10 protein-coding genes are annotated in these 12,409 nt (G+C 73.2%); 2 read left to right on the top strand and 8 right to left on the bottom strand.

The window, feature by feature from the left end:
* Nucleotides 1-96: 96 nt before the first annotated feature.
* The 5 genes from ABVB68_RS20870 to ABVB68_RS20850 form a co-directional block, all read right to left on the bottom strand.
* Nucleotides 97-1,335 (bottom strand): SRPBCC family protein, encoded by a 1,239-nt coding sequence (locus ABVB68_RS20870; RefSeq protein ID WP_353602600.1) that lies wholly within the window; start codon nt 1,333-1,335, stop codon nt 97-99.
* Nucleotides 1,336-1,465: 130 nt separating this feature from the next.
* Nucleotides 1,466-3,100 carry a polyamine aminopropyltransferase gene (locus ABVB68_RS20865; RefSeq protein WP_353602599.1) on the bottom strand — a complete coding sequence of 545 codons (1,635 nt, stop codon included), beginning with the start codon at nt 3,098-3,100 and terminating at the stop codon, nt 1,466-1,468.
* Between the two features lie 99 nt (nt 3,101-3,199).
* The gene (locus ABVB68_RS20860; protein ID WP_353602598.1) at nt 3,200-3,724 is read right to left on the bottom strand and encodes a DUF2617 family protein; all 525 of its coding nucleotides are present in this window, start codon (nt 3,722-3,724) and stop codon (nt 3,200-3,202) included.
* Between the two features lie 365 nt (nt 3,725-4,089).
* Nucleotides 4,090-4,431, bottom strand: a complete 342-nt coding sequence (locus tag ABVB68_RS20855; RefSeq protein WP_353602597.1) for a hypothetical protein — start codon at nt 4,429-4,431, stop codon at nt 4,090-4,092.
* A gap of 270 nt (nt 4,432-4,701) precedes the next feature.
* Entirely contained in the window at nt 4,702-4,911 is a 210-nt protein-coding gene (locus ABVB68_RS20850; RefSeq protein WP_353602596.1) for a hypothetical protein, read from the bottom strand.
* Between the two features lie 415 nt (nt 4,912-5,326).
* On the opposite strand from ABVB68_RS20850, the gene ABVB68_RS20845 reads away from it, so the two are divergent.
* A complete protein-coding gene (locus tag ABVB68_RS20845) occupies nt 5,327-6,517 on the top strand; it encodes a pyridoxal phosphate-dependent aminotransferase (protein ID WP_353602595.1) in 1,191 nt (396 codons plus the stop codon).
* An 81-nt stretch (nt 6,518-6,598) separates the two neighbouring features.
* Here the strand turns inward: ABVB68_RS20845 and ABVB68_RS20840 are convergent, their stop codons facing one another.
* Complete coding sequence (locus tag ABVB68_RS20840) at nt 6,599-7,153, bottom strand: Uma2 family endonuclease (RefSeq protein ID WP_353602594.1); 555 nt, start codon at nt 7,151-7,153, stop codon at nt 6,599-6,601.
* Between the two features lie 435 nt (nt 7,154-7,588).
* Between ABVB68_RS20840 and ABVB68_RS20835 the strand changes: the two genes are divergently transcribed.
* Nucleotides 7,589-8,788 (top strand): putative hexosyltransferase, encoded by a 1,200-nt coding sequence (locus ABVB68_RS20835; protein ID WP_353602593.1) that lies wholly within the window; start codon nt 7,589-7,591, stop codon nt 8,786-8,788.
* 22 nt (nt 8,789-8,810) lie between these two features.
* Here ABVB68_RS20835 and ABVB68_RS20830 read toward each other — a convergent pair whose 3' ends face one another.
* Nucleotides 8,811-9,341 (bottom strand): YbjN domain-containing protein, encoded by a 531-nt coding sequence (locus tag ABVB68_RS20830; protein ID WP_353602592.1) that lies wholly within the window; start codon nt 9,339-9,341, stop codon nt 8,811-8,813.
* Nucleotides 9,342-9,809: 468 nt separating this feature from the next.
* Nucleotides 9,810-12,407, bottom strand: coding sequence for an ATP-dependent chaperone ClpB (gene clpB / locus ABVB68_RS20825; RefSeq protein ID WP_353602591.1), 2,598 nt, complete (start codon nt 12,405-12,407; stop codon nt 9,810-9,812).
* Nucleotides 12,408-12,409: the final 2 nt, after the last annotated feature.

Here is a 12,409-nt window from a genome sequence, read left to right as displayed (position 1 = left end):
AACGACAGGCGCTGCCCGCCACCTGGGCGCAGGGGCGGGATCGGCCGGGTCGCTCCGTGAGGCCGGCGCGGGGCCGCGAACGGTGGCCGGGACCGGTCAGCGGCGGCGGCGCAGGGCTCGGGTGACGACGATCGCCGAGGCCAGGGCCAGGGCCGCGGCGGGGGCCGCCCAGCGCAGGACGGGGTTCCCGCCGACGGTCTGGGGGGCCGGTACGGGGGCGTAGCGGCCGCGCGGCGGGGCGTGGTCGACCTCCTCGGCACTGCGGCCGATCATCGTGCGGCGCGCGTGCGCGGCCTCGGCCGGGGGTGCACCGCTGTCGGTGAATCCTCCCGGGCGGACGGCCGGTTCCGGGCCGTATCCGGACTCGTCGTCGGCTTCCGGGTCCAGGGAGGGCGGGGGCACCTCGGCATCGAAGACGGAGGCGTGCGGGCCGCCCGAGGCCACCGGATCCCCTCCCGCCTCCCGCGCCTCGTCGACCGGCTCCGCTCCCGCTTCCCGCGCGTCGGCGGCCGGCTCCGACCCCGCTCCTGCTTCCCGCGCCTCGTCGACCGGCTCCGCTTCCGTCCCGGCGACCGGTTCCTTCTCCGGCTCCGACCCCGCTCCCGCCTCACGCGCCTCGTCGACCGGCTCCGCTTCCGCTTCCCCGGACCCGGCGGTCGACCGCGGCTCCGCTTCCGTCCCGGCGACCGGTTCCTTCTCCGGCTCCGGCTCCGCATCCGCCCCCCGCGACCCGGCGGCCGGCGCGGGCGCCGACCCCTTCCCGGGACTCGGCGTGGGCTCTGTCTCCGCAGTGGGCGTGGGTTCTGTGTCCGCAGTGGGCCGGGGCTCTGTCTCCGCAGTCGGCGTAGGCCCTGTCTCGGTCCCCGCGGCCGGTGTCGGCCCGGTGTTCGGTTCCGTGGGCGTCGCCGGCGGCTCGCTCACCCCCGCCAGGCTCTCCACGAAGCGGTTCAGGAGCCTCGCCGCCGCCGAGGCGACCGCCTCCGCGGGCAGTTCCCTGATCCGGCCGTCCGCGTCCGCCGTCCCCTCGACGGTGACGGTGGAGCCCCCGTCGGTATCGGCGAGCCGCAGGGTCAGCGCGAGCTTGACCGAACCGGTGCCGCGGGCCTCGGTGGCGTCGCCCTCGACGGCGTACCCACCGTCCCCGCGGGCCATCACCCGCAGCGCTCCCCGGTAGGTGACGGAGTGACCGCCGACGCGGACCTTCAGCCGCCCGGCGACGGGTTCGGCACCGGCGTCCTGCTGCAGGCCGGGCACGGCCCGGGCGACGCGAGCGGGGTCCGCCAGGGCCGCCCTCAGTCGTTCGGCCGGTACCGGAACGAAGACCTGGTGCCTCATGTTCGCTGAGCCTACCCAGTTGTGGGCGGAACTCACCCTGCCGTGCTGGGGGCTCCCTGCCCGGCCCCCGTTCGCCCCGCGCGCCCGCGGGAGGCGAGGCAGGCCCCGGAGGGGTCCCGCGCGGACCCCTTCAGTACCGCGGGTGGACCAGCGTGGACGCCGGCAAGCCGCCCATCCGCGTCCGTCGCGCCGCCTCCCCGTCCGCCGCCAGTCCGGCCCGGGACAGGGTCCGTACGCGGACCGGGCCCAGTCGCAGGGGTGGCGGGGTCCGGCCCGGCGCCGCCAGCAGGAAACCCCAGTCGTGCGGTGCCCGGGACGCCCCCGTGGAGCGGTCGGGGCCCGCCGCGAAGCCGGGGTCGTGGCCCGCGACCCGGTAGGGGGCGGTGGCGAAACCGGCGGCGCGGAGGGTCGCGGCGACCGTCCAGAACACGCGGGGACGGGCGGTGACGGGCCCGGCGTGGACCACCAGGCGCCCGTGTGGGGCGAGCACGTGCCGGGTGAGGCCGTAGAACTCCTGGGAGTACAGCTTGGTGCTGGCGGTGATGCCGGGGTCGGGGAGGTCGGCGACGACGACGTCGTACGCCGCGGTGGGCGCGTGACGCAGCCAGCAGAGGGCGTCCGCCGTGGTGACGTGGACCCGGGGGTCGGCGAACGCGTGGCCGTTGGCGGCGGACAGACCGGGGTCCCGGCGGGCCAGGTGGACCAGACCGGCGTCGAGTTCGACGACGTCGAGGCGGCGCACGCGGCGATCGCGCAGCACTTCGCGGGCGGCCAGGCCGTCGCCGCCGCCGAGGATGAGCACCCGGGCGTCGGTGCCGGCCAGGGCCGGGTGGACGAGGGCCTCGTGGTAGCGCCGCTCGTCGCGGCCGCCGACCCGCAGGCGGCCGTCGAGGAACAGGTCGAGGGGCCGGCCGGCGGTGCCGCCGGTCAGCACGACCTCCTGGACGCCGGTCTGCACGGCCACCCGGACGTCCTTGCCGTAGACGGCACGCCGGGCGGCCCGCTCGAAGTCGCCGGCGAGGGCCGCCGCGGAGGCGAGGACGACGAGCACGGTGAGGTTGACGAGGAGCAGCGTCCAGCGGGCGCGGCGGGTGAGGTCGCGGCGGAAGAGGCCGAGGACGAGGGCGCCGCCCGCGACGACGTTGACGGTCCCGGTGAGCAGGGCGCCGGTCAGCTGGCCCAGGAAGGGCAGCAGCAGGAAGGGGAAGGCCAGCCCGCCGACCAGGGCGCCGACGTAGTCCGCGGCGAACAGGTCGGCCACCGCGCCGCCCGCGTCCTGGCGGCGGATGCGCTGGATCAGCTCCATCAGCAGGGGGACCTCGGCGCCGATGAGCAGACCGATGGCGAGCGAGAAGGCGACCAGGAGGCAGCGCGGGCCCTCGGCCCACACCCCGCCCCAGCCGCCGGTCCAGGCGAACACGGCGTACAACGCCATCGCGCTGCAGCCGCCGACCAGCGCGAGGGCCGACTCGACCGCCCCGAACCCGGCGGCCGCGTGCCAGCGCAGCCGTTTGGCGGCGAGGGAGCCGATCCCCATCGCGAACACCATCACGGAGAGCACGACGGAGGCCTGGGTGACGGAGTCGCCCATCAGGTACGAGGCGAAGGCGACGAGTTCGAGTTCGTACACCAGTCCGCAGGCCGCGCAGACGAAGACGCACACGAGGACCAGGAACCGCCCGGTGCCGGGCCGGACGGGCAGCCGCGCCGGTCCGGTCCAGGAGGGCGGGGCCCCGGGGGGCGCGGGGGCGTGCGGTTCGATCACGCTGCGACGTTACGTCACTCGCTCGGTACGCTTCGTCACCCACACGTGTGGAAACGGCGGCAGCCGACGTGCCACGGGTTTATGGCGCCCGAACGCGTCCTAGTCCGGCTGCTTCGCCGCCACCCGAGCGCCGACGCGGGTCCGGGTGGCCACCAGCTGGCCGTCCTGCGGGTAGGCGTGCCAGGTCCGCCAGTGCACCTGGCCCTCGTGCCGCTGGGCCAGCATCGCGGTGAAGGCGTGCGGGCTGCCCGGGAAGACGCCGGCGAGTCCGTGCGGATGGTCCGACACGAGGGCCAGCAGTTCCTGGGCGCGGCCCGCGAAGGAGCCGGGCGTGAGGACCTCGACGCGGGCGGCGAACTCGTACTCCCAGTCGCCGACCCGCTTGGCGACGCCGAGCGGGAGCGGGGTGCTGGAGCCGGGAATGCAGGCGACCGTCTCCGAACAGTTGCCGCGCTCCTCCTCCAGGAGGACCTGGTGGGACGCGCCGAGCAGCCTCAACTGCAGTTTCGCGTCCATGAGTTCGAGATCCAAGGTGGCCAGCGCGGGCAGCGGCTCGCGCCCCAGGGCCCAGGCCAGGTCGGCAGCCCGCGTATCGGTGTAGGAGGTGTTCAGGGTCGTGAGCATGGGTCGGCTCCGCTAACACGCAATGAAGGAGAGAAGCGGCCATGTCAGCCAGCCGGCTCGGCCGGGGAGGGAGTCTGTGGGACGTCCGAGGGGCTGCGTTGGCGATTTAGAGGGAATCATGAACAGAGGCGCCCCCACAGCGTTTTTACCCAACTTCGTGGCGTTTCCATCCCTCAGAGGGCTCCACAGCTCAACTGTTCAACCAAGGCGTACGCCGGGCGCGGACGCGCGAGGGGCGGGCGCCCGCCGGACACCTACTGCGACGGGCGCCCGCACACGGCCGGACGCGGTTCCCCCCGGCCCGGGAAAATCCCGTGGCCACAGGGCATTTGGGGGGAGATGACCCGGAGGCTCGGCGCCCCCGGTCAGCTGCCTCCCCCGCAGCCGCCACCGCCGCCGCACGACGAACCTCCGCCGCAGGACGAGCCCCCACCGCAGGAGTGCCCCCCACAGGAGTGGTGGCCGCCCCCGTGCCCCCCGTGCCCCCCGTGGCCGCCGTGTCCCCCCGGGGAGTAACCGGAGTCGGCGGCGGCGCCGCCCCCGGCCCACCAGCTGTTCCCGTGGCCGGACGCCGAGGACGCGCGCGACGAACGGCGCCGGCCGCTCTTGCCGAGCGACACCTCGGCGGCCCCCTTCCGGTTGCCCCGGACCACGACCGCCGCGACGAAGAGCACCGCGACCACCGCCAGGATGATGCCGAACACCATGGCGCCACCCCTCCTTTCATTCCCCCGAAGCGGCCCCCCGTGGGCGCCTCGCTGTCACCGCTTTCCGTGCGGTGACCGGGGGATGCCCGGCCGCCGCGAGCCGCAAAGCAGAGTTGAGCAACTTCAGAGGGTCTTTCAGAAGGGCGGCCCCGGCCCGCGCCTGAGGGAGTCAGGGCCCGTCCGCATCCCACCGGGCCATGGCTGACGGGCTCGCGGGGCGATGTTCCAGGACGTCAGGGCCACCGTGCCCCGCCGTGCGGTCCGGCGCGCTCAGGTGATGGTTTCGGAGTGCCCGTCGGGGAAGGTGCAGGTGGGAGGGCGATAGGGGCCGCCCTGGTTGACCGTTCCGCCCTGCTCCGTGCACTGTCCGGACGAGATGGCCGGATACGTCGCCGCCTGAGCGGTGGCGGCGCCGACCGCGCTCACGCCGGCGAGGGTCGCCGTGGCGAGGGCGAGGCCCAGCAGTCGTCGCATACGCATGACTTTCTCCTCTCGCGGTGTCCCTGGTTCGGTGCTTCGGCACGACCGGGCTCACGTCAGGAGCGCTCCATTACTCAGAATGGGTGACGGTGAGCGGGCCCGCGAGTCGTGGCGGGCAGAGGGAGGACCACGCGGCGTCACGCCGGGTCACCGTCCGTCCGGCACCCGGCGGTCGCCGCCACCGGCCGTGCCTGCCCTGCCGGTTGACCCCTGACACCGCCCCTGACGTGCGGGTGGCGCCGGCGGCTCGTCGAGGAGCGGGGCCGGGCCGTTCGCGGGCCGTCCGAGGACGGCCGACGACGGACGACGGCGGGTGCCGACGGCTCGACCCCTGCTCACAGAACGACGCGTCGGCTTCCTTCGCGGGTGCCCGGCCCCGAAGGCAGGTTGAGCGACTCCAGAGCTTGGGCGCAGGATGACCGGCATGACCTCCACCGAGCGCCCGTACCTGAACCGCCGCCTCGCCGAGTTCGGTACGACGATCTTCGCCGAGATGTCCGCCCTCGCCGTGGCCACCGGGGCGATCAACCTGGGCCAGGGCTTCCCCGACACCGACGGTCCCGAAGAGGTGCGGGAGGCCGCCGTACGGGCGCTGCGCGACGGGCGCGGCAACCAGTACCCGCCGGGTCCCGGCATCCCCGAGCTGCGCACCGCGATCGCCGCGCACCAGCTGCGCCGCTACGGACTGGCGTACGACCCCGACACCGAGGTGCTGGTCACCGCGGGGGCGACGGAGGCGATCGCGGCCGCGCTGCTGGCGCTGGTCGAGCCGGGCGACGAGGTCGTCGCACTGGAGCCGTACTACGACTCCTACGCGGCGAGCATCGCGCTGGCGGGCGGCAGGCGGGTGCCGGTGACGCTGCGGCCGCACGACGGGAGTTTCCGGCTGGACCTCGACGAGCTGCGCGCCGCCGTCACCGGCCGCACCCGGCTGCTGCTGATCAACACCCCGCACAACCCGACCGGTACCGTCCTCACCCGCACCGAGCTGGCCGCGATCGCCGAGCTGGCGGTCGAGCGGGACCTGCTGGTGGTGACGGACGAGGTCTACGAGCACCTGGTCTTCGGCGACGCCGAGCACGTGCCGCTGGCGGCCTTCCCCGGGATGCGCGAGCGCACGGTCACCATCGGGTCGGCCGGCAAGACGTTCTCGTTCACCGGCTGGAAGGTCGGCTGGGTGACCGCCTCGCCGGAGCTGGTCGGTGCGGTCCGCTCGGTGAAGCAGTTCCTGACGTACGTCTCCTCGGGGCCCTTCCAGTACGCGGTCGCCGAGGCCCTCGCCCTGCCCGACTCCTACTTCGAGGACTTGCGCGCGGACATGCTGGCCAAACGGGACCTGCTCGCGGGCGGCCTGGAGCGGGCGGGCTTCAAGGTCTTCCGCCCGGCCGGCACCTACTTCATCACCACCGACATCCGGCCCCTCGGTGAGAGCGACGGCTTCGCCTTCTGCCGTGCGCTGCCGGAGCGCTGCGGGGTGGTCGCAATCCCCAACGCGGTCTTCTATGACCACCGCGAGCAGGGCGCACCCTTTGTCCGCTTCGCTTTCTGCAAGCAGACAGACGTACTGGAGGAGGCGGCCTCCCGACTCAAGACGCTGGCCGTCTGACAGCCACAGACGCACCAGCGATGTACCGGCCACACGGGCTGGTTGCCGACGGCGCGGGCCTGGCCGCACCGGGGGCCTTCGTCAGCGGGCGTCCGACTCGGGCTCCGGACGCGGGAGTTCGTCGAGGTCGAGGGTGAAGATGCGGCCGTCGGCCAGGGGGATGGGGAGCTTGCCCGTGCCGTACTTGTGGGTGTGTGCCGCGATGTAACCGGTGGCGGTCGGCTCGCTGTGGAGGACGACTTCCTGGGCGTAGGGGTCCACGACCAGGTAGATCGGGATGCCGTAGCGGCCGTACTTCGCGGTGCAGTCGTCGTAGTCCTTGCGCGCGGAGGAGGTCGAGACGACCTCGGAGATCAGCAGGACGTCCTCGAAGCTGTAGCGCTTGCCTTCCTTGCGCGCGTCCTCGCGCAGGATCGCGAGGTCGGGGGCGGAGTTCTCATCGGCGGGGAAGTCGATGTAGACGTCGGAGGTGACCTTCGCGTGACGGCCGAGGGCAAGAGCGGAGTCGATCTGCATCGACCTGATGGTGCTGGAGTGCTCTTCGCTCTGCGGGGTCATGATCACCTTTCCGTCGGCCCCGAACAGGACCGTGTACCCCTTGGGGAACTCGGTGTGCACGATCGCGTCGACGCTCATGGACGGCTCCTTCCCGTGTGTGGTCAGGATACGACGGGCAGTGCCGTGTCACCGTGCCCGTCGGTACGGCCGGCAGACCGGTCCGGACAGGTTGTGAGGCCCGCTTACCGCCGATGCCGGAGATCCGCAGAGGGGCCTCGGTCGCCGTCGCAGGACCGGTGAGCGGATGTCGGCCGGCGGGCCGGTCGCCGACGCAGGACCGGTGAGCCGATGTCGGCCGGCGGACCGGTCGACGTCGCAGGACCGGTGAGCGGATGTCGGCCGGCGGGCCGGTGACGGTCGAGGGGACGGTGGGCCGGTCGCGGGCGAGGGGGCGGGGGCCGGTGGCGGTGAGGGCCGGTGGGGCGGTTTCTGTACGCGACACAGGTGAACCGCTCACACGGTCGGCCGTCCGCTGCTCGCATCCGGGCCCGGGCCCTTGCAAGGTGCGGTGGTGTGACTCACGCCAGCACCGTCCTCGCCGCCCCACCCGTCGTCACACCGGAGCCGGCGCCCCGGAAGGTCACCGGGCCGTCCCCCGGCAGCGCGCGGGCGATCGCCCTCGCGGTCGGTGTGTTCCTGGGCGTGCGGCTCGTCGGTACCGCCGTGCTCGCGCTCGTCGGGCAGGCCGCCGGCAAGCACCCGCTCACCCTGCTCGGCCGGTCCTGGGACTCGGTCTGGTACCTGGGCATCGCCGCGCACGGCTACGGCCACTCGCTGCCCCTGCGCTCCACCGTCGTCAGCGACCTGGCCTTCTTCCCGCTGTACCCGGCCCTGGTGCGGACGCTGCGCGCGCTGACACCCCTCGGCTGGACCGGCGCCGGGCTGCTGGTGTCCTGGACCGCGGCCGCCGTGGCCGCCGCCGGGATCCACGCGGTCGGCTCCCGGCTGCACGGCCGGGCGGTCGGCATGGCGCTGGTGCTGCTGTGGGGCCTGCTGCCGCACTCGGTGGTGCTGTCGATGGCGTACACCGAGCCGCTGCTGACGGCGTTCGCGGCCTGGTCGCTGTACGCGGTGCTGGCCGGCGACTGGCTGTGGGCCGGTTCCCTGGCGGCGCTCGCGGGACTCGCCCGGCCGAACGGTTTCGCGGTCGCCGCCGCCGTACTGGCCGCGGCCGGCTGTGAGGTGTGGCGCCGCCGCGGCCGGGTTTCCCACAGGCTGTGGACGGGCGCGGCGCTCGCCCCGCTGGGCTGGACGGGGTACGTGCTCTGGGTCGGCCTGCGCACGGGCGACCCGCTGCACGGGTACTTCGAGGTGCAGCGGCGCTGGGGTTCGCGGTTCGACTTCGGGCAGGGCTCGCTGAACGTCGCACGCTGGACGCTGCTGCACGGCAGCCGGTTCGTCCTGCCGATGACGCTGTTCATCGTGGCGGCCGCCCTGCTGCTGTACGCGCTGCTGGTCCTGGACCGCGCCCCGGCGCCGCTGCTCGTGCACAGCGGGGTGCTGCTGCTGGTCGTGCTCGGCGGCTCGGGCTTCTTCGTGTCCAAGCCGCGGTTCCTGCTGCCGGCGTTCCCGCTGCTGCTGCCGCTGGCCCGCGCGCTGGTGCGCACGGCGAGAGCCCGGCCCTGGCACGCGACCGTGGTGGTCGCGGCCCTGGCCGGGCTCAGCTATCTCTACGGCGCGTACCTGCTCGTGTTCGTGCGCGCGCCTCTGTGAGGGGCCCCGGGGGGCCGGGGGGCTACTCCCCCTCGTCCTCGGGCTTCTCCGCCTCGTCGACCTCCTGCTCCAGGCCGAGCTGCTCGACGAGCCACTTGTCGAACTCGATCGCGGCCCGCACCCAGCTGACCGTGGAGGAGACGAAGTGGTTGATGTCGACGCCCGTGCCGATCAGCATCTGGGCCTCACCGATGAGACGGACGGTGCCGTCGTCGTGGGTGTGGGTGTAGACCTTGGGCCACAGGGTGCGGCGGTTCCAGTCGTCGATGGTCTCCAGCAGCCGCGGCTTGTCGTCGATCTGGTGGGGGCGGTCGTAGAAGGTCCGCACCGAGAAGACTGCCTGCTCGGCTTCCCCGCGGAACATGAAGTACGTGCGGAACTGTTCCCAGGGCGCCGCGAGGTCTCCCTCCTCGTCGACGACGTACTTCAGCTCCATCTGGTCGAGGAGCTGCTTCACGAGGTCCTGATCCGGGACGACGGGGCCCGCAGGTCCCTGGGGCTGCGGTTCGGGCTGGCCCCCGAAGTTCGGAATCGAGGACGGGTCGATGCTCACCGTGTTTTTCCCTTCATGCGGATCCCGCCATCCTCCCCCATGCGGGGAGGGGGGTGGCAAGCCCCGGCGTGGCCTGTCAGCCGTGGGCTGACATGATCCGGCTGGACGGGTGGCGATCCGGTGGACGGCGGTGGACCCGGCGTGGCGGGCTCGGCGGTCGCGGCCGGCCGCGGGCCTCCCGCGCGGCGGCGCCGGCCACGCGGGGGGAGGGCCCGGGCCGGGGCCCCGGTAGGCTCTCGCCTTCCCGTCGCGGCCCGGGGTGGGCGACGATACGGGGCATGCGCATACCGAGAGCGGTGCGGTGGGTCCTGTGGGCCCTGTGGTGGGGTTGCCTGGGCTTCTCCCTCTGGTTCGCCTGGACGCTGTACGTCGCCATGAGCAGCGTCTGAGGCGACGGGCGGAACGCCGACGGCCCCCGCGCCGGTCACCTCGCGGTGTTCCGGAGCGGGGGCCGTGCGGGCGCCGGGACTACAGCGTCTTGCCGGTCGCCGGGCCCACGAGCAGGCCCTCGCCGAAGCGGTCCACGCGGACCGTGTCGCCGTCCTTGACCTGGCCGGAGAGGATCTCCTTGGCGAGCCGGTCGCCGATGGCCGTCTGCACCAGGCGGCGCAGCGGGCGGGCGCCGTAGGCCGGGTCCAGGCCCTCCTCGGCGAGCCAGGCGAGCGCCTCCGGGGTGATCTCCAGGGTCAGGCGCCGCTCGGCGAGCCGCTTGGCCAGGCGGTCGATCTGGAGCTGTGCGATCCGCTCCAGTTCGGGCTTGGTCAGCGCGGTGAAGACCACCAGGTCGTCGAGCCGGTTGAGGAACTCCGGCTTGAAGGAGGTCCGTACGGTCTCCAGTACCTGCTCCTTCTTCTCCGCCTCGCTCGTGACCGGGTCGATCAGGAACTGGCTGCCCAGGTTGGAGGTGAGCACCAGAATGGTGTTGCGGAAGTCGACGGTGCGGCCCTGACCGTCCGTCAGGCGGCCGTCGTCCAGCACCTGGAGCAGGACGTCGAAGACCTCCGGGTGGGCCTTCTCCACCTCGTCCAGCAGCACCACGCTGTAGGGGCGGCGGCGGACGGCCTCGGTCAGCTGGCCGCCCTCCTCGTAGCCGACGTAGCCGGGGGGCGCACCGACCAGCCGGGCCACGCTGTGCTTCTCGCCGTACTCCGACATGTCGATGCGGACCATGGCCCGCTCGTCGTCGAAGAGGAAGTCGGCGAGGGCCTTGGCCAGTTCGGTCTTGCCCACACCGGTCGGACCGAGGAAGAGGAAGGATCCGGTCGGGCGGTCGGGGTCGGCGATGCCGGCGCGGGAGCGCCGTACGGCGTCGCTGACCGCCCGCACGGCCTCGCCCTGGCCGATCAGCCGCCGGCCCAGCTCGTCCTCCATGCGCAGCAGCTTCTGCGTCTCGCCCTCCAGCAGGCGGCCGGCCGGGATGCCGGTCCAGGCGGCGACGACGTCGGCGATGTCGTCGGGGCCGACCTCCTCCTTGACCATGGTGTCCTTGGCGACCTCCTCCTCGGCCTCGGAGGCGGCCTCCAGTTCCTTCTCCAGCTCCGGGATCTCGCCGTAGAGCAGCTTGGCGGCGGTGTCGAAGTCGCCGTCGCGCTGGGCCCGTTCGGCCTGGCCGCGCAGGTCGTCCAGCTTCTCCTTCAGCTCACCGACCCGGTTGAGGGACTGCTTCTCCTTCTCCCAGCGGGCGGTCAGGCCGCGCAGCTCCTCCTCCTTGTCGGCGAGGTCGCGGCGCAGCTTCTCCAGGCGTTCGCGGGAGGCCGGGTCGGTCTCCTTGGCGATCGCCAGTTCCTCCATCTTCAACCGGTCCACGGAGCGCTGCAGTTCGTCGATCTCCACGGGCGAGGAATCGATCTCCATGCGCAGCCGGGAGGCGGACTCGTCGACGAGGTCGATGGCCTTGTCCGGCAGGAAGCGGGAGGTGATGTACCGGTCCGACAGGGTGGCCGCGGCCACCAGCGCGCTGTCGGCGATCTGCACCTTGTGGTGGGCCTCGTACCGGCCCTTCAGACCACGCAGGATCGCGATGGTGTCCTCGACGGTGGGCTCGGCGACCAGCACCTGCTGGAAGCGGCGCTCCAGGGCGGGGTCCTTCTCGATCCGCTCCCGGTACTCGTCCAGGGTGGTCGCGCCGACCATGCGCAGTTCACCGCGGGCCAGCATCGGCTTGAGCATGTTGCCCGCGTCCATGGCGGAGTCGCCGCCGGCGCCGGCGCCCACCACCGTGTGCAGCTCGTCGATGAAGGTGATGATCTGCCCGTCGGAGTCCTTGATCTCGGCGAGCACGGCCTTCAGCCGCTCCTCGAACTCACCGCGGTACTTGGCCCCGGCCACCATCGCGCCGAGGTCCAGCGCCACGAGCCGCTTGTCCTTCAGCGACTCGGGCACGTCGCCCTTGACGATCCGCTGGGCGAGTCCCTCGACCACGGCGGTCTTGCCGACGCCCGGCTCACCGATGAGCACGGGGTTGTTCTTCGTACGGCGGCTGAGCACCTGCACCACCCGGCGGATCTCCTGGTCCCGGCCGATGACCGGGTCGAGGCGGCCCTCTCGGGCGGCGGTGGTGAAGTCGGTGCCGAACTTCTCCAGGGCCTTGTACTGGCCCTCGGGATCGGCGGTGGTCACGCGGCGTCCTCCCCTGGCCTTGCGGAAGGCCTCCAGCAGCTTCTTGGCGTCGGCACCCTGCCTCCTGAGCACCTCACCGGCCGCGCCGCCCTTCGCGGCGACGCCGATCAGCAGGTGTTCGGTGGACAGGTACTCGTCACCGAGGTCCTTCGCCCGCTCCCCGGCGTCGGCGATCACGGCCAGCAGCTCGCGGTTGGGCTGCGGTGGCGCGACGGTGGAGCCGGTCACGCTGGGCAGCGCGGCCAAGGCCCGCTCCGTGCCGGAGCGTACGGCGGCCTGGTCGGCGTCGACGGCGGCGAGCAGGTCGGTGATGTTCTCGTTGTCCTGGCCCTCCAGGAGAGCCAGCAGCAGGTGAGCGGGCGTGAGGTCCGGGTGCCCCGCGGTCACGGCACGGTTGCCCGCCGCGTTGATCGCGTCCCGGCTCCTGTTGGTCAGCTCGGCGTCCACGT

Source organism: Streptomyces sp. NPDC096012, assembly GCF_040426375.1.
GTDB lineage: Bacteria > Actinomycetota > Actinomycetes > Streptomycetales > Streptomycetaceae > Streptomyces.
The sequence above is the reverse complement of the archived record's forward strand: the minus strand, read 5'-3'. Positions and strand labels throughout refer to the sequence as shown.